Annotated in this window: 20 protein-coding genes and 1 tRNA gene; 12 read left to right on the plus strand and 9 right to left on the minus strand. The window is 59.0% G+C overall.

All coding sequences use genetic code 11. From position 1 onward, the window contains the following. The first annotated feature begins 2 nt into the window (after positions 1 to 2). Both LA304_RS09670 and LA304_RS09675 read left to right on the plus strand, forming a co-directional pair. Positions 3 to 443 carry a TrgA family protein gene (locus tag LA304_RS09670; RefSeq protein ID WP_224502934.1) on the plus strand — a complete coding sequence of 147 codons (441 nt, stop codon included), beginning with the start codon at positions 3 to 5 and terminating at the stop codon, positions 441 to 443. Beyond that, the gene (locus LA304_RS09675) at positions 440 to 1,303 is read left to right on the plus strand and encodes an NUDIX domain-containing protein (RefSeq protein WP_224502935.1); all 864 of its coding nucleotides are present in this window, start codon (positions 440 to 442) and stop codon (positions 1,301 to 1,303) included. The genes LA304_RS09670 and LA304_RS09675 overlap by 4 nt, the downstream gene beginning before the upstream one ends. Here the strand turns inward: LA304_RS09675 and LA304_RS09680 are convergent, their stop codons facing one another. The 3 genes from LA304_RS09680 to cobA form a co-directional block, all read right to left on the minus strand. After that, positions 1,304 to 2,524 (minus strand): MFS transporter, encoded by a 1,221-nt coding sequence (locus tag LA304_RS09680; protein ID WP_224502936.1) that lies wholly within the window; start codon positions 2,522 to 2,524, stop codon positions 1,304 to 1,306. A 94-nt stretch (positions 2,525 to 2,618) separates the two neighbouring features. Further along, entirely contained in the window at positions 2,619 to 3,896 is a 1,278-nt protein-coding gene (locus tag LA304_RS09685) for a cobyrinate a,c-diamide synthase (RefSeq protein WP_224503092.1), read from the minus strand. 1 nt (position 3,897) lies between these two features. Next, entirely contained in the window at positions 3,898 to 4,755 is an 858-nt protein-coding gene (cobA, locus tag LA304_RS09690) for a uroporphyrinogen-III C-methyltransferase (protein ID WP_224502937.1), read from the minus strand. Positions 4,756 to 4,851: 96 nt separating this feature from the next. On the opposite strand from cobA, the gene LA304_RS09695 reads away from it, so the two are divergent. The 6 genes from LA304_RS09695 to LA304_RS09715 all read left to right on the plus strand — a co-directional run bounded on the left by LA304_RS09695 (position 4,852) and on the right by LA304_RS09715 (position 9,059). Then, positions 4,852 to 5,904: a cobalt-precorrin-5B (C(1))-methyltransferase gene (locus LA304_RS09695; protein WP_224502938.1), complete on the plus strand. Its 1,053-nt coding sequence runs from the start codon at positions 4,852 to 4,854 to the stop codon at positions 5,902 to 5,904. Between the two features lie 3 nt (positions 5,905 to 5,907). After that, complete coding sequence (locus tag LA304_RS09700; protein ID WP_224502939.1) at positions 5,908 to 6,657, plus strand: precorrin-6A/cobalt-precorrin-6A reductase; 750 nt, start codon at positions 5,908 to 5,910, stop codon at positions 6,655 to 6,657. Further along, on the plus strand, positions 6,657 to 7,280 hold the full coding sequence (locus LA304_RS09705) for a DNA-3-methyladenine glycosylase family protein (protein ID WP_224502940.1): 624 nt from the start codon (positions 6,657 to 6,659) through the stop codon (positions 7,278 to 7,280). The genes LA304_RS09700 and LA304_RS09705 overlap by 1 nt, the downstream gene beginning before the upstream one ends. A 1-nt stretch (position 7,281) precedes the next feature. After that, positions 7,282 to 7,950: an alpha/beta hydrolase gene (locus tag LA304_RS09710; RefSeq protein WP_224502941.1), complete on the plus strand. Its 669-nt coding sequence runs from the start codon at positions 7,282 to 7,284 to the stop codon at positions 7,948 to 7,950. Positions 7,951 to 8,088: 138 nt separating this feature from the next. Continuing rightward, positions 8,089 to 8,214 (plus strand): hypothetical protein, encoded by a 126-nt coding sequence (locus tag LA304_RS17840; protein ID WP_263491353.1) that lies wholly within the window; start codon positions 8,089 to 8,091, stop codon positions 8,212 to 8,214. Positions 8,215 to 8,474: 260 nt separating this feature from the next. Continuing rightward, positions 8,475 to 9,059, plus strand: coding sequence for an HNH endonuclease (locus LA304_RS09715; RefSeq protein WP_224502942.1), 585 nt, complete (start codon positions 8,475 to 8,477; stop codon positions 9,057 to 9,059). Positions 9,060 to 9,065: 6 nt separating this feature from the next. Here LA304_RS09715 and LA304_RS09720 read toward each other — a convergent pair whose 3' ends face one another. Beyond that, positions 9,066 to 10,010, minus strand: coding sequence for a radical SAM protein (locus tag LA304_RS09720; protein WP_224502943.1), 945 nt, complete (start codon positions 10,008 to 10,010; stop codon positions 9,066 to 9,068). Positions 10,011 to 10,286: 276 nt separating this feature from the next. On the opposite strand from LA304_RS09720, the gene zwf reads away from it, so the two are divergent. From zwf to pgi, 3 genes are all read left to right on the plus strand, one after another. Continuing rightward, positions 10,287 to 11,741 carry a glucose-6-phosphate dehydrogenase gene (gene zwf / locus LA304_RS09725; RefSeq protein WP_224502944.1) on the plus strand — a complete coding sequence of 485 codons (1,455 nt, stop codon included), beginning with the start codon at positions 10,287 to 10,289 and terminating at the stop codon, positions 11,739 to 11,741. Next, positions 11,738 to 12,409, plus strand: a complete 672-nt coding sequence (gene pgl / locus LA304_RS09730) for a 6-phosphogluconolactonase (protein ID WP_224502945.1) — start codon at positions 11,738 to 11,740, stop codon at positions 12,407 to 12,409. Before zwf ends, pgl begins: the two co-directional genes overlap by 4 nt. 131 nt (positions 12,410 to 12,540) lie before the next feature. Continuing rightward, positions 12,541 to 14,157 carry a glucose-6-phosphate isomerase gene (pgi, locus tag LA304_RS09735; RefSeq protein WP_224502946.1) on the plus strand — a complete coding sequence of 539 codons (1,617 nt, stop codon included), beginning with the start codon at positions 12,541 to 12,543 and terminating at the stop codon, positions 14,155 to 14,157. Between the two features lie 23 nt (positions 14,158 to 14,180). Here the strand turns inward: pgi and LA304_RS09740 are convergent, their stop codons facing one another. After that, entirely contained in the window at positions 14,181 to 14,651 is a 471-nt protein-coding gene (locus LA304_RS09740; RefSeq protein WP_224502947.1) for a hypothetical protein, read from the minus strand. A gap of 169 nt (positions 14,652 to 14,820) precedes the next feature. On the opposite strand from LA304_RS09740, the gene LA304_RS09745 reads away from it, so the two are divergent. After that, positions 14,821 to 16,356 carry a winged helix-turn-helix domain-containing tetratricopeptide repeat protein gene (locus tag LA304_RS09745; protein WP_224502948.1) on the plus strand — a complete coding sequence of 512 codons (1,536 nt, stop codon included), beginning with the start codon at positions 14,821 to 14,823 and terminating at the stop codon, positions 16,354 to 16,356. Positions 16,357 to 16,380: 24 nt separating this feature from the next. Here the strand turns inward: LA304_RS09745 and LA304_RS09750 are convergent. The 4 genes from LA304_RS09750 to LA304_RS09765 form a co-directional block, all read right to left on the minus strand. Then, positions 16,381 to 16,454, minus strand: a tRNA-Gly gene (locus tag LA304_RS09750). Between the two features lie 124 nt (positions 16,455 to 16,578). After that, on the minus strand, positions 16,579 to 17,211 hold the full coding sequence (locus LA304_RS09755; protein WP_224502949.1) for a fasciclin domain-containing protein: 633 nt from the start codon (positions 17,209 to 17,211) through the stop codon (positions 16,579 to 16,581). Between the two features lie 136 nt (positions 17,212 to 17,347). Further along, a complete protein-coding gene (locus LA304_RS09760) occupies positions 17,348 to 19,381 on the minus strand; it encodes an ASKHA domain-containing protein (RefSeq protein WP_224502950.1) in 2,034 nt (677 codons plus the stop codon). Continuing rightward, on the minus strand, positions 19,378 to 20,004 hold the full coding sequence (locus tag LA304_RS09765; RefSeq protein ID WP_224502951.1) for a pseudouridine synthase: 627 nt from the start codon (positions 20,002 to 20,004) through the stop codon (positions 19,378 to 19,380). Before LA304_RS09765 ends, LA304_RS09760 begins: the two co-directional genes overlap by 4 nt. Positions 20,005 to 20,024 lie beyond the last annotated feature (20 nt).

Genomic DNA, 20,024 nt, shown 5'->3' on the forward strand with positions numbered 1-20,024 from the left:
AAATGCCCACAGCTTCTAAACTTGTTGCTGGTATCTATTTTGCGGTTCTCGCGTGGTTCGCGGCTGAGTTGGTGAAACACTATCTCCCTGACGGGACACAATTCGGGTTCTTCTCCTATATCGCTGGCGTGATTGGATTGCTCACGGGCTGGTTGTTCATGGGCAAGCGCGCGGGCGACACGATGGCGTTTGCGATGAGCTACGGGTTTTCCGCGTCGGTGATCCTGTCTTTCTGGAACGTCTTTTATTTCGCCTTCGAGGAAATGATTCACCGGTCGATGAATAACCGGTATCGCGGGCCGACTGAGGCGTTGATGGCGATGGTCGATTTGATGCGGGAATACGGCGCATTTATTTTCCGTCCGGACGTATTGTTCATACTCGTCGTCGGTGGGATTTTCGGTGGTTGGCTAACGGAGCATGCGGGGCGCAGATGGGCGTGACGGATTGTTTTGCGCAGCTGTCGGTGGATTATGCGCCGGATGAGGTTGAGTTTCTGCGCGATGCGTTGTCTGGAGACGAGCCTTATCTCTCCCCTGATTTGATATCTGCGGCGTCTGAAGAGGCGCTTTTGTATCGTGGGAAGAGATCAGTGCAGGAGGTGCGTGCGCTGCGGCCCGCTATTTTCATTCGCGCTTGGGCACGTGTTACTGCGCGCGCTGGTGGTCGTCCGCGCGCGGAGGGGCGAGCCGATCTTAAGCGGGAAGATGTTACTCTGCTGAGCCGCGAGTTGCCCTACAGTGCGTTTTTTGCGCTCGAAGATACCGTGCTCAAGCACCGCCAGTTCGACGGCGCCGAGTCCCGTGAGATGCACCGAGCGGGTTTTTTGATGGCCGATGCCGTGACGGTCCTTCCCTACGATCCTGTGCGCGATCGTGTGCTCCTGATCGAACAGTTTCGCGTGGGCGCGTTTTCACGCGGAGATGTGCGCCCTTGGATGCTAGAACCGATTGCCGGTCGGGTTGATCCGGGTGAGGGGACTGAGGCGACCGCGCGCCGTGAGGCTGTCGAGGAAGCGGAGATTACGCTCGGGATCCTCCACAAGATTGCAGAATACTACCCGTCCTCGGGCGCGGTTACAGAATACGTGACGTCTTATATCGGTATCGCTGATCTGCCTGACAGCTGTGTGAGCACAGGCGGTGGCGTGGATCACGAGCATGAGGACATCGCATCGACGCTCTGGTCTTTCGATCAGCTCATGGAAATGTGCGACGCGGGCCAGCTTGACGTCGGCCCGCTCTACATGTCTGCGCTTTGGCTCGACCGTCACCGTGATCGGATCAGGGCGGACTATCTCTGATTAGATTTTGGTTTTCGGCTGCATCCAGAGCCAGATGAGCGCCCCACCTGCCAGCGTCAAGAGCGGGATCATGGCGAGGTTCACGGCCTGCCATCCGTCTTGCGCCGACCCGCCGGAGCAGTTCATGAGGCCACCGGACGCGAGCGAGGCCACCGTCACGCCACCAAAGACGATCAGGTCGTTCATGCCCTGAACGCGCCCACGCTCGGACGGTTCGTGTGCGGAAGTCAGCATCGCGGTTGCGCCGATAAAGCCGAAGTTCCAGCCAATGCCCAAAAGGACGAGCGCGATAAAGAAGTTCTCAAGATCGACGCCCATGAGGCCCGTGACCCCAGCGGCGCCGAGGATCACGAGACCCGTGGCCATAACCCGTTCAACCCCAAATTTCGAGATGAAGAAACCGGTGAAGAAGGACGGCACAAACATCGCGAGGACGTGCGCGGACACGACGTCGGCGGCAGTGCTCGTTTCATAGCCACAGCCCACAACGGCGAGCGGCGTCGAGGTCATGACGAGGTTCATGAGTGCGTAGGACACCATCGCCACGATGATTGCGACGGCCACGCGCGGGGTTTTCAGGAGTTCCAGACGCGAACGACCGATAAGATGGTCATGGGACGAGACCGGCGGGGGCGGGATGGACAGGAAGAGGAAGAGCGACGACCCGATCAGGTTGATCAGGATAACGGCGATATAGGTCCCCAGAAACGGTACGACGAGGGCCTGTGACGTCGCCTTGACGAGTTGCGGTCCAATAATGGCTGATATCAGACCGCCCGCCAGGACGTAGGAAATCGCTTTCGGCTTGAACGCTTCGTCCGCCACATCGGTCGCGGCAAAGCGGAAGAAGCCCTGAGACGACTGATAGACGCCTGTAAACAACGCGCCGAGCACGAAGAGCCAGAAGTTTTGCTGTGTCAGGGCATAGGCCCCGATCGCTGCGCCAATCGCGCCGCTCGTCGTGCCTACCCAGAACCCCGCGCGTCGCCCGTGTTTCTGCATGAAGGCAGAGAGCGGAGTTGCCGTGAGCATGGAGCCGAGCACAGTTGCCGAGATTGGCAGCGTCGCAAAACACAGGTTATCGGCCATGGACTGACCGGCGAGACCCGCAATTGTGAAAATCATCGGCATCTGCGCACCCAGAAAGGCCTGAGCAATCACGAGGATCAGGACATTGCGACGGGCTTTGGACTGCACGAGGGAGGCGCTGGCGTCGGTCATATAGAACTCTTGAAATATGTGTTTCCGCAGCATTTACCGGACGAAGGCCCGTCTGAGAACCCATGAAACAGGGCACCGCCTGTGCAAAAACGTCTCACGTCTCGGGAAGACGGTCGATCAGATGGAGAAATGACCCGGATGCACCCCCTTGGCGGAGGCCCTGTGGGCCAAGGTCTGTGCCCTCGGCATCCCGCGCCGAAAAGAGCGGCTCACCCTCTGCTTTGAGTGTCGTGGCGTAGTGGAATTCATGCGTGGACCAATTGCCCTCGAAGGGGCCCTTGGACGCCGTGGCCGTCCGATACCCGAGGTGCAGTTTGCGTTTCGCAAACGAGGTTTCAAGCCCGAGAAGCCCAGCCATCTTGTGCCGTTTGCCGTCGCGATCAATCAGCCCAGCGCCGAGGACCATGTAGCCCCCGCATTCGCCGTAAACCTGACGTCGCGCGGCGGCCTCATGGAGGCTCTGGAGAAAACGATGATTGGCAGCGAGGCGTCCTGCGTGAAGCTCGGGATAGCCGCCTGGCAGGTAGACCAGATCACTGCGGGGCGCGGGTTCGTCTGCCAGTGGCGAAAAGAACGAAATCTCCGCACCCGCCGCGCGCCAGTCACCGAGGATATGCGGATAGGCAAAAGCAAAGGCCGCATCCTGCGCGATGGCGATGGTTTGGGCGGGCGGCGTCAGGCGCGGGGCGGAGCCTCCGGTTTCAATCGGTTCGGCGAGGGCCTGCAACGTGTCGAGATCAATTGCGGCCTCAATCGCGTCCGCTGCGGCTTCCAAGAAAGCTTCGAGATCGGGGCGCTCCTCGGCCTGCACGAGGCCGAGGTGACGCGACGGGTGCGTGAGCGCAGCGGTGCGGGGCAGGGCGCCGAGAACGGGAATGCCGACGGGCGCAAGTGCGGCCCGCAACATGCGTTCATGCCGCTCAGACCCGACTTGGTTCAGGATGATCCCCGTAATGCGCGTTTTCGGGTCATGGGTCGCAAATCCTTTGACCAGCGGCGCAACAGACCCAGCCATCCGCGCGGCATCGACCACGAGCACGACGGGCATGTCGAACAGGCGGGCGAGATCGGCACAGGCGCCTTTTCCGTCCGGCGGCGCACCATCAAAGAGCCCAACAGCCCCTTCGACGATCAAGAGGTCGTTCGCTGAGGCAAGGGATTTCAACCGCGCCTCGGACATGGCCCACGCATCGAGGTTCGGGCAGGGACGCCCGCTGGCGGCTTCGTGAAAGCGCGGATCAATGTAGTCGGGACCGGATTTCGCGCCACTCACCGTGACGCCACGCCGGGCTAAGGCGCGCAAGAGGCCGAGCGTGATTGTCGTCTTGCCCGAGCCAGAGCTAGGGGCCGCAATCAGGACGCCTTTGGTCATCTTAGCGTTCTTCGGCGGGTTTGCCGCGTCCGAGCGGATCGAGATTGCGCGGTTCTTCGCCACGCAGCATGGCTTGCCAATCGAGCACCTGCCGCATCAAAACGGAGCGACCAATACAGATGATCGCAGGCGGTTCCATCGCGGCTTCTGCAATATCTTCGACCATATCGCCGAGGGTCGTCTCCAAAACCTTCTGATCCGGCGTCGTGGCTTGGGAGACCACCGCAACCGGTTCATCCAGTGGGCGGCCCGCATCAAGCAGACCTTTCTGGATATGCGGGGCGTGTTTCATACCCATGTAGATTACGAGAACCCCGGACGCACGGGAGAGAGCATCCCAGTCGAGGCTCTTTGTTGGAGCCCCTGTCTGGTCGTGGCCGGTGACAAAGGTCACGGCTTGGTTCACGTCGCGATGAGTCACCGGAATGCCCGCATAGGCCAAGCCACCGATCCCCGCCGAAATACCCGGAACAATGCGCACCGGCACCCCATGTTGCACGAGCGTTTGCGCCTCTTCACCACCGCGTCCGAAAACAAACGGATCGCCGCCTTTGAGACGCAGCACACGCTTGCCCTCTTTGGAGAGGTCAACGAGTTGCAGAGAAATATCGGCCTGCTTCGCAGAGGGTTTGCCACCGCGTTTGCCTGCATAAATGAGCTCGGCACCTTCTCCGGCCCATGACAGAATATGCTCAGACACGAGCGCATCATAGACAATCACATCTGCCTGACGCAGCGCATTGATCGCGTGGAGCGTCAACAGCCCAGGATCACCGGGGCCTGCGCCACAGAGCCAGACCCAACCGGGCAAAATCTCGGGCCAGTCGCCCGTCGGCAAAGTGAGTGTCGATTCTGTCATGACGACTTTATGACGGAGGCGCGGTTTCTGTGGAAGTCCTAGATCGAGGCATTTCGCGTCTGGCATCAGGTGACGCGCTCGCCTATCGTCACGCCCATGACGGAGACAACGCCCTCTCAGACCAAAGAATTGCGCCGTGGTTGGACCACAGGTGCCTGCGCCACCGCAGCAACGCGGGCGGCGCTAATGGGGCTTTGGGGCGAAGGGTTTCCGGACAAGGTGCGCATTACCCTGCCACGCGGCGAACGGCCCGAGTTCGAATTGTCTCATCGTGCTGAAGGTGACGGATGGGCCGAGGCGGGTGTCATCAAAGACGCGGGCGATGATCCGGACGTGACCCACGGTTCTGAAATCCGCGCGCGGGTGTCGATGTCCTCTGGCGGCGTGGTCTTTAAGGCGGGCGAAGGCGTCGGGATGATCACCAAAGCCGGCCTGCCAATCCCGCCGGGAGAACCAGCGATCAACCCCGTCCCTAGAGAGATGATGACGGCGCAGGTCGAAGAGATGGCGAAACGGCTCGGGAAGATGCCAAACGTCGAAATCACGATATCCATTCCGGGTGGAGAAGAGATTGCGCAGAAGACGTGGAACCCGCGTTTAGGGATCAAGGGCGGTTTGTCTGTTCTCGGCACGACCGGCATCGTGCGGCCTTTCTCCTGCGCGGCGTGGATTGCCTCCATCCATCGCGGGATTGATGTGGCGCGCGCAGAGGGCCTCACCCATGTGGCGGGCTGCACCGGCGCGACGTCGGAGCGGGTCGTGCGAGACCTCTATGATTTGCCGGAGGCAGCAATGCTCGACATGGGGGATTTTGTCGGCGGGATGCTCAAATACCTGCGGACCCATCCGGTCGAGCACGTCACCATCGGTGGCGGGATCGGGAAGATTACGAAGCTCGCCCAAGGCGCCGTTGATCTCCATTCGAAACGCTCTCAGGTCGATTTTGAACAATTGGCGGACTGGGCCGGAGATCCGCGCGTCGCGGAGGCGAATACCGCGCTCGAAGCCGCGCAAATCGCGCCTCAGATTGCGCAAATTGTGGCGGATAAAGCCGCTGAACAGGCGCGGGTAATCCTTCGCAGTGAAACTCCTGTGTCGCTGGACGTGGTCGTGATCGACCGTGCGGGCACTATTTTGGCGAGAACTTAGACGATGATACTCCTCCTTGCAGGCACGACCGAGGCCCGAAATCTGGCTGGCCATCTGGCACAATCCGGTCTGCGGACCATCGCCTCTCTGGCGGGTGTCACGCAAAACCCGATCGACTATCCGGTTGAGACGCGCATCGGCGGGTTCGGCGGCGAGGTGGGGTTTCTCGATTACGTGCGGTCCGCCGGTGTGACGGCGGTGATCGACGCTACCCACCCATTTGCCACACGGATCACAGAGCGGACAGCGCGGCTTTGCCAAGAACATGACATTCCCTATCTGCGCTATGAGCGTGCACCGTGGAGATCGCGGCAGGGAGACACATGGCATGATGCAACATCCTATGAGGCGCTCTCGGATATGATCCCCGAGGGGGCCACTGTGTTTCTCGCAACGGGGCGGCAGAGCCTTGAGGATATTGGTCCGCTTCTGAGTGGGCGTCGTCTGATTTGCCGCGTGGTCGATGAGCCATCAGAGCCTTTTCCCTATGAGGGCGAATGGTTGGTCGGGCGTCCGCCGTTCTCGGAGGCCGAGGAGATGAAAATTCTTGAAGCGTTTCGTCCAGATTGGCTCGTGGTCAAAAACGCGGGTGGCGGCGGTCGCGGGAAACTCGACGCTGCGCGAAATCTTGGGATTTCCGTCGCCATGATCGCCCGCCCGCCTGCGCCGGACGGTGTGGATCGACGGGAGCAGCTTTTGGACGCGCTGGAGTGGGCCGAAATGCAGGGCATGAAAACAGGAGCCATGATCTGATGCGGATCATCACCTGTGCGGAGGATGTGCTGGAAGGCGCGGATCATCTCCGGCGGGTGGAGCCGCGTTTTGAGCATGCGCTCAAGCTGACGGGGCCACTGCCGCTCCGGCGCAAGAAAGACGGGTTCGAAGAACTCCTCGCTGCGATAGTGAGCCAGCAGATTTCGGTCGCGGCGGCAAACGGCATTTGGAAACGACTCAAGGCCGCAAAGCTGACAGGTCCGCGCAAGGTTCTTTGGGCGTCTGAGGAGGATTTGCGCGCGGCGGGCCTGTCGCGACAGAAGGTGCGATATGCGAAGGCGCTCGCGGAAGCGCGGATTGATTATGCGGGATTGAGAGACGCGCAGACGAAAGTGGTGGTCGAGACATTGACTGCCGTTCCGGGCATCGGCGTCTGGACAGCTGAAATCTACGCGATGTTCTCGCTCGGGCATGCCGATGTCTTTGCGCCGGGTGATTTGGCGTTGCAGGAAGCTGCCCGAATTTTGTTCGACTTGCCCGAGCGTCCGCGGGAAAGAGAGCTCCGGCGCATGTCCGAGGCATGGGCCCCGTGGCGAGCAGTTGCGGCGCGTGCGCTTTGGGCCTACTACCGTGTGGAGAAACAACGCGAAGGGGTGCGCTAGGATGGGCGAACTGACGAACCACAAACGGGAAAGTGTGTCCGGTCGGACAAGCTCTGCGGTTATTTTTCTGCATGGCTACGGGGCCGACGCAAAAGATCTTCTGAATCTTGCCGATCCCCTCGGAGAACATCTCCCCGACACGATGTTCTTTGCGCCCGATGCGCCGGAGCGTTGCACGGGCAACCCGATGGGCTATCAGTGGTTCCCGATCCCGTGGATCGACGGATCGTCCGAAGAAGAACAGCGCAACGGCATGATGCGCGCTGTGGATGACCTCAACGACTATCTCGACTCGATCATGGTGGATTACGGGTTTGAGGCGGATCAGATCGCGCTCTTGGGGTTCTCTCAGGGCACGATGATGTCGCTCCATGTCGCCCCGCGCCGCGAAGAGCCGTTTGCGGCTGTCGTCGGGTTCTCCGGACGTTTGATGGAGCCAGAGATGCTCGAAGAGGAAGCGCGCGTTAAAATGCCCGTTCTACTGCTGCACGGCGATCAGGACGAAGTTGTCCCGCCGCAATCTTTGCCCGCGGCTGGTCAGGCACTTCAGGATGCAGGTTTTGAAACCTACGCCCACATTATGCGCGGCACAGGCCACGGCATTTCGCCCGATGGATTGTCCGTAAGCCTCGCTTTTCTACGTGAAAAACTGGGCTATGAACGCGACTGAGGCAGCTTTTTCGCAACTGCGGAAAAAAGAGGCGGTTTATGAGCGGATTTTCACTTTTTCTGAGCGTAAATCGGTCGGCATCTTGACCATCCGCTAACGAGTGTTACGTTTTTAATAACAAGCGAAGGAGGCACCACCATGGACATGATCATGATGACAGCAATTGTAGTCGCAGCAGCGGGTGCGATGGTGCTTCTTTCTGTACGCCCTCGTGAAGAGCGTCTCCCCGTGCGTGTGCGGGTGGAGAAACGCCGCAAGTTCTGAGATAATTGTTTAGTTTCAGAACATTGCTGACCGACACATCGGCGCAACGTCAAGATTTCAGAAGGCCCGCATGATCGATGCGGGCCTTTTTCTCTTGTCACGGTTCCGTTACGCGCCCCTGTTAGCGTTTTCACAGATCAGGCGCATATATCGGGGGCTTGATGGAATGAAACCGCGATATATAGTGATAGTATCAGAGAGGGACGGGGTGTCCCGTCCCGCGAGCAGTTAGCTGAGCAGGACGAGGCCGGAGTCACACTATGGACGGAGATTTCAGGACACATTTTGTCAGAGAGCCGAGCGCGATGAAAAATCATCCCGCGCTTGTATTGAATGCGGATTACAGGCCTCTGTCCTATTATCCGCTTTCGCTTTGGCCGTGGCAGGAAGCGGTGAAAGCGGTTTTCCTCGATCGGGTAGACATTGTCGCGGAGTATGACGACTACGTTCGCTCCCCGAGTTGCCGGATCAAAATTCCGTCTGTCGTCGTTCTCAAAGATTACGTCAAACCTCAAAAGCGCGTGGCCTTCACGCGCTTTAATTTATTTTTGAGGGACGAATTCTGTTGCCAGTATTGTGGCTCACGCGGCGAGTTGACCTTTGACCACGTGATCCCGCGGGCACGGGGCGGCATTACGAGTTGGGAAAACATCGTGGCGGCCTGCGTGCCGTGTAATCTCAAGAAGGGCTCCAAATCCCTGCGTCGGGCGAACATGTCGCTTCGCAAGCCACCGAAAGCGCCGCTCGCTGAAGAGCTCAAGAATACGGGCCGGAAATTCCCGCCGAACTATCTGCACGATAGCTGGATGGATTTTCTTTACTGGGATACCGAACTGGAGCGCTGAACCCGCTCAGGCGGAACAAGATGCGCCGCCGAGCACGCAGAACTTTGCGCAGTGTGGGTGGTTCAGGGCCACGTCGCCCATCGCCTCACCAAGAGTTGCGCCAAGTTCGAATTCCGTATCGTAGGGCAGGAGAGTGCAGGCAATGATGCTCGGGTCCGCGCCTTTGCGTTTGACCACCATCCGCGAGGTCGCGCACATCACGTCAGACGGCGATTTTCCGAGAATTCCCCAACAGGCGGTGGTGATTTCCGGCACTTCCGCGGTCATATCCATTTCTGGGAAGATAACGGTCTTTCCAGGATGAGATGCGTCTATCTCATACCCTTTCTCCGCAAAGAGCGCTGCAAAGCCCGCCCGCGTTGCTGTGTCTGTTTCATGCCAAAGTGAGCGGGCGGCGACGGCGAGCGACGCACCGGCGTCACGCAGCCAATCCATCCCTTCGAGCGTGATCCCAAAGCTGCCCATGCCCCGCATCTCATCGTGATGTGTCTCTGAGAAATGATCGAGCGAGACGCGGAAGGTCAATTTTTCAGGATACACCTCAATCAGTGGCAGCAGGCGGGCTTTGATCAAGGGCCGCTGCATCGGGCGCATCGCGTTGGTGAGGACGAGCACCTCATAGCCGCGCGCCAGTGCGGCTTTGAGCATGTCGGGAAAATCGGGATTCATAAACGGTTCGCCGCCTGTAAATCCGATTTCTCGCACCGTCAGACCCAAGTCCGCGATCTCGTCAAGGTAGCTCTCCATCTCCGCGAGCGTGAGGTAAGCGAGGGCATCATTTGTCGGGGAGCTGTCGATATAACAGTTCACGCAGGTGATGTTGCAGAGCGTGCCGGTGTTGAACCAGAGTGTATCAAGTCGCTCGAGCGAAACTTTCGCGCGGGCCTCACCTTTGGCGGTGATGTCGGGGGCTTGAAACTTGCCAATATTGGCGGGTCCGGTGTCCTTCATGCGTTTTCGCTCCGCTCTTCTGTGCAGTTAGAAGAAGCTAACCCCTTGGGGAATGTAGGGAAAGGGGGCGATTGCCACTATAACGGGCTTTTGAGTGACCATTGTGCAATGATATGGTGCGGGGACTTGAGAGCCTGCGTGCGAGTGCTAGACTTTTCCGCGACACGAGGGTATCTGAAGCTAAGTTAGCGCTAACCTTGGATTGGGTGAGTGGCGATCAAAGTGTGTACCCGGCGGTCAGGACCCCCGTTTCGGGACAGCTCGAAGGAGACAGTCATGGTTTCGCGTGTGATTCCGGTCGATGAATTCGACCTCGTGATTTTTGGGGGCACAGGTGACCTTGCACGACGCAAGATTTTGCCGGGCCTTTATCGCAGGTTCTGTGCGGGCCAGATGCCTGAGACGGCACGCATTATCGGGGCGGCTCGATCCGAACATGACGCGGAAGAGTTCAAATCCATCGTCCGTGCCGCCATTCACGAATTTGCGGCAAACCATGCCTGTGACGAACAGCAGATCGGTGCCTTCCTGGACCGTCTTGATTACGTTCAAATCGACGCGCGGGGCGAAGGCGGTTGGAAAGAATTGAAGGGCATGATGCGCGAGGGCGTCGTCAAAGCCTTCTATTTCTCCGTCGCCCCTGCGCTTTTTGGTGACATTGCAGAACGTCTTCAGAGCAACGGGATTGCGGATGCGGAGTCGCGCATCGTGGTCGAGAAGCCTTTCGGTCGCGATCTCCAAAGCGCCAAGAAACTCAACGCCGATCTCGCCAAACATTTCCATGAGACGCAGATTTACCGCATCGACCACTATCTCGGCAAAGAGACGGTGCAAAACCTCATGGCGGTCCGTTTCGGCAATATTCTGTTCGAACCGCTCTGGAATTCGCAATACGTCGATCACATTCAGATCACGGTGGCGGAGACGGTCGGTGTCGGCGGTCGTGGCGAGTATTACGACAAATCCGGTGCAATGCGGGACATGGTGCAAAATCACCTGATGCAACTTTTGTGCCTCATTGCGATGGAACCACCGTCGAGATTTGATCCCGACGCTGTTCGCGACGAGAAACTTAAAGTCATCCGTGCGCTTGAACCGATCGACCATCACCACATCGTCCGCGGTCAGTATGATGCGTATGAAGGGGAGCCGTCCTACCGTGAGGACGCTGGCGATCTGCGGTCGCGCACCGAGAGCTTCATCGCGATGCGCTGTATGATTTCCAACTGGCGGTGGGCCGGCACGCCGTTCTATCTGCGTACGGGTAAAAAGCTCAAAGCGCGCAACTCCGAAATTGCCGTGGTCTTCAAAGACGCGCCGCACTCGATTTTCGGAGAAGAGGCCGGTCGTCATGCCAACGTGCTGTCGATCCGCTTGCAGCCGAATGAGGGTATGACCCTCAAGGTGACGATCAAAGAGCCTGGGCCGGGCGGGATGCGTCTCATTGATGTTCCGCTGGACATGTCCTTTGCAGAGGCTTTGGGCGACGATGCAGAAGAGATTACAGATGCGTACGAGCGTCTGATCATGGATGTGATCCGCGGCAACCAGACACTCTTTATGCGCGGCGACGAAGTTGAAGCCGCGTGGGCCTGGACCGATCCACTGATCGAAGGATGGGAAGCGCGGGCCGATGTGCCGAAGCCTTATGAGCCGGGATCCTCCGGTCCGGAAGATTCTATGATGATGCTGCACCGTGAGGGCCGTCGCTGGCGGGAGATCAAAGGATGAACCTGATCGAATACCCTGACCGCGAGGTGATGTTGCTTGATCTGGCCAACCGGATTGCAGGAGAACTTCGCTCAGCATTGGAACAGAACGAGCGCGCGAGCTTTTGTGTGCCGGGTGGGACAACACCCGGACCTGTGTTCGACACGCTATCCGGCGTCTCACTTGATTGGGAGCGTGTTGACGTGCTCCTCAACGATGAACGCTGGGTGCCGGAAAGTTCTGAGCGCTCGAACACAGCTTTGCTCAAACGCCGTCTTCTGGTGAATGAGGCTGCATCTGCAAATTTGATTCCGCTGCATAAAGATGTGCCGACGCCGGAAGAGGGTCTTGATGACCTGATGCCAGCGATCGACGCTGTTTTGCCGCTCACCGTGCTCCTTTTGGGCATGGGTGCAGATATGCATACCGCGAGCCTGTTTCCCGGAGCGGATCAGCTTGAACTTGGTCTCTCGAATGAGGCACCGACCCTGTTGGCCATGCGTGCACCAGGAGCGCCCGAACCACGGATCACGCTGTCGGCAAAGGCGCTCAAGACGGCGATGACCACGCACATCCTGATCACCGGCGAGGAAAAGAAAGCTGCGCTGGAGAAAGCACAGGGGCTCTCGGAGATGGACGCCCCGATCAGTGCGTTTCTCTCGAATGCGACTGTGCATTGGGCACCCTGAGTGCATCTGCATCATCAGGTGATGAAAAGAGTGATGAGTTGCTGGAGCCCTTGATCTGTTTGTAACACGATCGGGCTACAGCGCATGATTAAGACCGGCTTCACGTGAGGCCGCGCCAAAGAGGAGATGATATGAGCGTTAACTTTTCCGGCCTGAAGGCCCTCCATGCGGCCCACGGAGAACGTCATATTCTTGAGCTTTTCGACCAAAACCCTGAGCGCGCGACGGAGTTTTCGGCGGAGGCTGACGGTCTTCTCTTCGACTATTCAAAGACGCAAATTGATGCGGGCGTGCGTGCTGAGCTGATCGCTCTTTTGTCAGCCGCCGGTGTCGCGGAAAAGCGGACGGCGATGTTCGAAGGGGAGAAAATCAACGACACTGAGGGCCGCGCCGTGCTCCACACCGCGTTGCGCAACCTCGACGGTGGGCCGGTCTATGTGGATGGGCTGGACGTGATTGCCGGTGTGCGCCAGACGCTCGCGCGGATGGATGACTTCGCGGACCGTGTGCGTCGTGGCGACATCGTATCTTTCTCGGGCGCAGCATTCGAGGATGTCGTGAACATCGGCATCGGCGGCTCCGATCTCGGGCCGGTGATGGCCTATGAGTCAATGAAACCTTATGTGGACGGCCCGCGCTGCCACTTCGTATCCAACGTGGACGGGGCGCATATCCATGACGTTTTGAACGGGCTGAATCCGCAGACGACGCTCGTGATTGTGGCGTCCAAAACCTTCACCACGATTGAGACCATGACCAACGCGAAAACCGCGCGGGACTGGCTTGTCGCGGCTGTGGGCGAAGAGGGCGTGTCGAAACATTTCGCAGCGCTTTCCACGGCAAAAGACAAAACGGCGGACTTCGGCATTGATCCCGATCTGGTGTTCGGGTTCGAAGATTGGGTTGGGGGTCGTTATTCCATGTGGGGACCAATCGGTCTCTCCGTAATGCTCGCCATCGGGCCGCAACGATTTGCCGAATTCCTGCGTGGCGCTCAGGCGATGGACAACCATTTTCGCTCCGCTCCGTGGGAAGACAACCTACCTGCCATGCTCGCCCTCGTCGGGATTTGGCATAATCAGATCTGCGGCCACGCCACCCGCGCGGTTCTGCCCTATGAGCAGCGTCTCCTGCGTCTGCCGGCCTATTTGCAACAGCTCGAAATGGAATCGAACGGCAAACGGGTCTCTATGGACGGCACCGATCTGCCGTTTGACAGCGGTCCGGTCGTCTGGGGCGAACCTGGGACCAATGGTCAGCACGCCTTCTACCAGCTGATCCATCAGGGCACCCGCGTCATTCCATGTGAGTTCATGGTCGGCAAATACGGCCACGAACCCGACCTCGCGCATCAGCACGAATTGCTTGTGTCCAACTGCCTTGCCCAATCGGAGGCACTCCTGCGTGGTCGGTCTCTTGAGGAAGCGACTGAGATCATGGCGAAGAAAGGGTTCGAGGGAGCCGAGCTTGAGCGTCAGGCCCGTCATCGCGTGTTCCCGGGCAACCGTCCGACGACGACGCTGGTCTACGAGAAACTCACACCGTTCGTGCTCGGTCAGATCGTGGCGCTCTATGAGCACCGTGTGTTCGTGGAGGGCGTCGTGCTCGGCATCAACTCTTACGACCAGTGGGGTGTTGAACTGGGCAAAGAACTCGCGCTCGCGCTTCAGCCGGTTCTTGCAGGCGAGGCAGACGGAGCAGGCAAAGACGGCTCCACGCTCAATCTCGTCAAATATTTGCGCACCTAATGCTTGTCACGCGTGGTGCTCCATCAGCACCGCGCGTACATCGCGCCCCAGAAGTTCCGGTTCGGCAATGGATCGGCTGTGAATGTCTGCTTCAGATAGGTGCCGCCGAGGGCGTAGGCCTCTTTTTCTCCCATCGACAGACATTGCCAACTCTCGGACGCGCCGCTTTGAAACTGCACGTGGTGCACCAATTCGTGCAGCAGGATTTCTCGAAAGAGCGGGTTGTCCGACGGCTCTTCAAAATACTCCGCATCATCCACCTCTGACGCCTGCAGAATATAAATCGTTCCATGAGGACCGTCCTCCGGCGCGTAGAGCGCGTTGAGGCGTTCATCAACGCCATCGTCCGGCGAGAGGTGCTCAACCCCGCTGTAAAACTCTCGTGTTAATTCGGACGGCGAGAGTTCCAGAACAATGGGCGCAGGTAAATCAATAGTCCTATAGTCGGTGTTGTGAGCGATCCAATCGAGGAGCGCCGCAAGCAGCTGGTCCATGACGTGAGTCTCCTTTGCTCCTTTCAGAGTGTGGAGTTCCTTGGAAAATGTCCTGATTCCCGGCCTGAAATTTCCTGAAATCGCGCGCGCTGCCTGTGTTATAGTCGCTTATGGCTCGTGAGGAGGCGAACCAGTGCAAATCGCGCGCATAGATATTGCCGATTCGGTGGTGCGTGATCCGCAGGGCAGGGAGACTGTTTTGCGGCCTACCTCCGCACGCGTGCTTAAAAAGCTCTTCGAAGCCGTAGATCAGACGGTGACGAAAGAGGACTTGCTCGCGGCTGGATGGCCCGAACTGACAGTCACAGACAATTCGCTTCAACAATGTATTCATGAAATTCGTGTCGGGCTCGGTGATGATGGAGCGCGGATCGTGCGCACCGTCCCGAGACGGGGATACCGCCTCATTCCGCCGGTTGAGAGGGTTCAGCTTCCACCACCACGTGGCGACCGTCGCGTTGCTCTGAGCCTTTCTGCGGTTTTCGTGATTGTCCTCATCCTCGGTGTGCTCGCGGTCTCCAAAGTCATCTTGTCCGCCGGCAGCGCCACGCCACAAGATCGCTCGGTTTCCGTTCTCCCATTCGACAATCTCGGCGGGGATCAGCGTTGGTCGCTGATTGCGGAAGGGCTGACGCAGGATACCGTCGCAGATCTCGCAAAGAGTGACTTCATTCGGGTTTCTGCCGGAGTGCCCGACGCAAGCGAGCCGCGTCGTGACTTCGAGCTACAAGGTTCGCTGCAGTATGACGGTAATATCGTACGGGTTCGTTCTTGGCTAACACGAACCGAAAATGAGGAGATTGTCTGGTCACATCGTTGGTCGGGCCCTGCGGAGAACATTTTCGCGCTACAGGATGCGGTGGTCGATGGTGTTTCGGCGGCGCTCACGAGCCCGTGGTCAGGGGCGATTGCAGCGGATGATCTGCGGCTCGCGCGAGCACGCGATACCGACAATTTTGAAGCCTACGAACTCTATCTACTCGGTGCCTATCACAAACATCGCTTCACGCCTGATGATTACCGGATTGCAGAAGGATATCTGCGCCGCGCCACCGCACTCGACCCCTCTTATGCAAAAGCTTTTTCGACGCTTGCCGTTGTTTATGCGCTGATGGGGAGCACACTTTCAGATCCGGAGGCGCTCTCGCAGGTTCAGGAAAAGAGAGTCGTGGCCATTGAACAGGCCGCACGCCTAGCGCCGGATGATCCGCAAACATTGGTCCAGATGAACTGGCTCTATGGCTATCGCGGGGATTTCGAGGCGGCGGATAATGTTCTCCGGCGGGCTGTGGACCTCGCGCCGAACAATGCGGATGTGCTGGCAGAGGCCGGATGGATCGGGAACTGGCGGAGTGTCGTCGGGCCGGATTCAGTCGCTTGGGTCGAACGTGCGAAGGAACTAAACACGACTTGGCCCGATTGGTATGCGGTCGGGGCGGGGCTGTCGCGGTTCAATATGGGGGACTACGCGGCGGCGGTTGAGGCACTCACCGAAGCCCCGGATTTCATCGAGCGCTATCTCTACACGGCGAGCGCTCAAGCGTTACTGGGGGACATGGAGGCCGCGCAGCGTGCCTCCGATCGCCTGCTCGAAATCGCGCCGCACTTTCGTCTGGAAACCTATCTCATGGCCCGCGTCATTGTTCAGGATGAGGTGCGCGGACCGCTCGTTGAAGGAGCACGCTTGGCCGGCGTGCCGTTCTGAACAGGTCAAATGTGAGGGAGTTTTTGGAGCGGGTAGCGGGAATCGAACCCGCGCCAAGAGCTTGGGAAGCTCGTGTGATACCATTTCACCATACCCGCATCGCGTGTCCTGAGAGGTAGTCAAAGCGCGGAAGAGCGTCAAGCGGATTTGGAATATGTCGATGAAAAAGGGCCGCACCAAATGGTACGGCCCTGTGTCGTGATCACGAGGATCAGCTGTGTCTTAGGACACCGGCATCAGCACGCCGTCGATGAAGTACATCACACCGTTTTCCTGCACGATGTCTTTCGCGAGGGTGGTTGCAAGGTTCGACTGCGCGTCACGAATGATCAGCTGGGAACCCGGACCTTTCTCAATGGTGATCGGGTCACCGGAAATGGTGTAGACGGTCAGCGTGTCATTTGCAGCGTCGACGTCATATTCAAAGCCGAGAGGCGCGAATTCAGAGTCGGCCCAGTCATCGCTCAGCATGTCGTTCACCATCTGCGGCGTCAGTTCACCTGCAACAACGTGGGTGCTCAGCACAGCTTGCAGCGCCTCACGGTTTTCCGGTTTCATCAGATCGTCAAGCGCTTCGGCCGGAATTTTGGAGAAGGCTTCGTTGGTCGGTGCAAACACGGTGTACGGACCTTCACCCATCAGATCGTCGGCAAGACCAGCTTCCTGCAGAGCCGCGACGAGCGTGGTGAGGTTCTGGATTTTCATTGCGTTGGCTGCAATGGTCGCGTCTTCGGTCAGAAGCTCTTCGTTAATGATCTTCGCGCCGTTAACGGGTGCAGCGGCAAAACCGGCAAACGGTGCAGCAGCGATCATAGCAGCGGTGGACAGGGTCATCAGTTTCGAACGGGTTTTCATAAGACTCTCCGTTGTTTGTGTCATAGCCAGCGGCGTTCCCGCCGGCCTTCTGATCACTCAACCGCGCCACCCGCCAAAGAGTTTCGAGTTTTCCGTTCACATGTATTTTATGGGGGTCAATGGAACCTTTTCGCGATTAGCCGCGTCGCCGTCTCCGCCGTGACCCGCCTGCGTCGCCGCTGTTGAAGGACGGCTCGGGCAGTGGAACAATCGCGCGCAGGCCCGTGAACGGGTCTGTTGCATGCGGGATCGCGTTGGCGGCGACAAAATGTTCCTGAAAACGTGGTTCGATCGCCGTCTCGACCTTTGTGATGTCGTGGACGAGCGCTTCGATCTTGCGCCGAGACTGCACGTTGAGGAGCGCAATCTGCGCGCCTGTGCCCGCTGCGTTCCCTGCGCTCGTGACATGTTCGAGGGGGCAATCAGGGATCATCCCGAGGACCATTGCGTGTTTCGGCGAAATATGCGCGCCAAACGCGCCAGCGAGGACCACACGGTCCACTGTGTCAGTTCCGAACTCATCCATGAGCAGTCGCGCACCCGCATAGAGCGCGGATTTGGCGAGCTGGATCGCGCGAATGTCGCCCTGCGTGACGGTAATGGTCGGCCCGCCGTTTTCAGATCCGTCGTAGATCACATATTCATGGGTTCGTCCGGTGGCACGACAACGTTCAGTGCCGGCGGCTTCTGCCGAGCCAATGAGACCCGCCGCGTCGAGGATGCCAGCCATCCGCATTTCAGCGACGGCCTCGATGATGCCAGAGCCACAGATGCCGGTGATGCCGGTGCGGCCAATCTTTTTGTCGAACCCTTTTTCGTCGGACCATTGTTTGATGCCAATGACACGGAACCGCGGTTCTTTGGTGACGGGATCAATCTCGATCCGCTCGATCGCGCCATTGGCGGCACGTTGACCGGAGGAGATTTGTGCCCCTTCAAAGGCTGGACCTGTTGGCGACGAACAGGCGAGTACGCGGGTTTTGTTGCCGAGTAGGATCTCTGCATTGGTGCCCACGTCGACGATGAGAGTGAGCGGGTCTTTCTCTTGCGGCGCTTCCGAGAGCGCAACAGCCGCCGCATCCGCGCCGACATGGCCCGCTATGAGCGGCAGGATATAGGCCTGCGCCTGATCCGCGAGAGTGAGGCCGATGTCGGATGCGTTGAGATCAAGGGACGACGCGGTGGCGAGCGCAAATGGCGCCTGTCCGAGCGGCACGGGATCAAGCCCCATCAGGATGTGGTGCATCACGGGGTTCATCACGATCACGATGTCGTAGATCTCCGAACGGCTCACATCAGCCTCGTGCGCGAGATCACCCGCGAGTTGGTTGAGCGCCTCACGCACGGCCTTTGTCATCTCTGCCGCGCCACCCGGGTTCATCATGGCGTAGGACACACGGGACATGAGGTCTTCGCCATATCGGATTTGCGGGTTCATCACGCCGCCGGAGGCCTTCACCTCACCGGATTTCAGATCGGTCAGGTGCGCCGCGATGGTTGTGGACCCGAGATCAACCGCGAGGCCATAGAGTGGCGGTTCCTCGAACCCGCCCCAGACGTCGAGCACGCGGGTTTGGCCTTCGTGGGCGGTATGGAGTGCGAGCGTCACTTTGTAGTCGTTCTTCGCCAGTGTCGCTTGGAGTTTCGTCAGAACGGTCAGGGACGGGGGTAGGGCGATGAGGTCCCACTGCTCTTTAAGTGCGGTCGCGACACGTTCCCAGTCGCCCGTCGGCGTGTGCATGTCGGGAACTTCGACCTCGATATAGAGCGCGCGCGTCGCGGGATCCATTTCGATCACGCGGGTCGTTGCGGCCTTGCGCACGACTTGCTTGTGGACCTGACTTTCGGCGGGCACGTCGATGACGATATCGCCGAGGATTTGCGTCTGACACCCCATCCGACGATCCGGATTGATGCCTTTCTTTTTGACATAGGCGCGTTCGACGGAGTTCACCTCAGAGAGCGCCTCCGGTTTTGCGGTGATCCCGTGTTTGTCATGTGTCCCGAAAGACGGGCGCACCATGCATTTCGAACAAATCCCGTGCCCGCCGCAGACGGAGTCAACGTCCACGCCCAGATCGCGCGCAGCCTGAAGCACAGACGTGCCCGCCGCAACACGCCCGCGTTTGCCGGAGGGGGTGAAGATTACCAGAGGGTCTTGTTCGCTCATCTGTCGTCTTTCTTTCTCGGTGGGCGTGGCTGTTTTCGCGGGCGGTGTGTCGGAGCAGGGCGCCCCTTCTTAGGGTCTTCTTCGCGCCACGTCCCGGTCTCGAGGCCCTCAATCGACCACGGACCAATCGACAGGCGAATAAGACGCAGCGTCGGAAAGCCCACAGCCGCCGTCATGCGCCGCACTTGACGGTTGCGGCCCTCAGTGATGGTCAGCTCCAACCAGCTCTCCGGTACGCTCTTGCGATAGCGGACCGGCGGAGTGCGGGGCCAGAGCCAGTCCGGCTCCTCGACCCGCCGCGCCTTCGCCCGTTTCGTGGCGCCATCCTTGAGCACCACGCCGTTCCGCAAGGCTTCGAGCGCGTCTTCTGTCAGATCACCCTCAACCTGCGCGAGGTAGGTTTTCGGCATCTTGTGGCGGGGATTGGAAATCTGCGCCTGTAGTTTTCCGTCATCAGTGAGGAGCATGAGCCCCTCACTGTCCCGATCAAGCCGCCCTGCCGGATAGACCCCCGGCAGGGTGATATAGTCGGATAGGGTCTGGCGCGGAGTGCCTTCTGTGCCCTTGTCTGTGAACTGGGACAGCACGTCGAAGGGTTTGTTGAAGGCGATCAGCTTGGCCATGTCGCTCCATCCTTGTCAGA

The sequence above is a fragment of the Celeribacter litoreus genome, from assembly GCF_020165855.1.
In the GTDB taxonomy this organism is placed as follows: Bacteria; Pseudomonadota; Alphaproteobacteria; order Rhodobacterales; family Rhodobacteraceae; genus Celeribacter; species Celeribacter litoreus.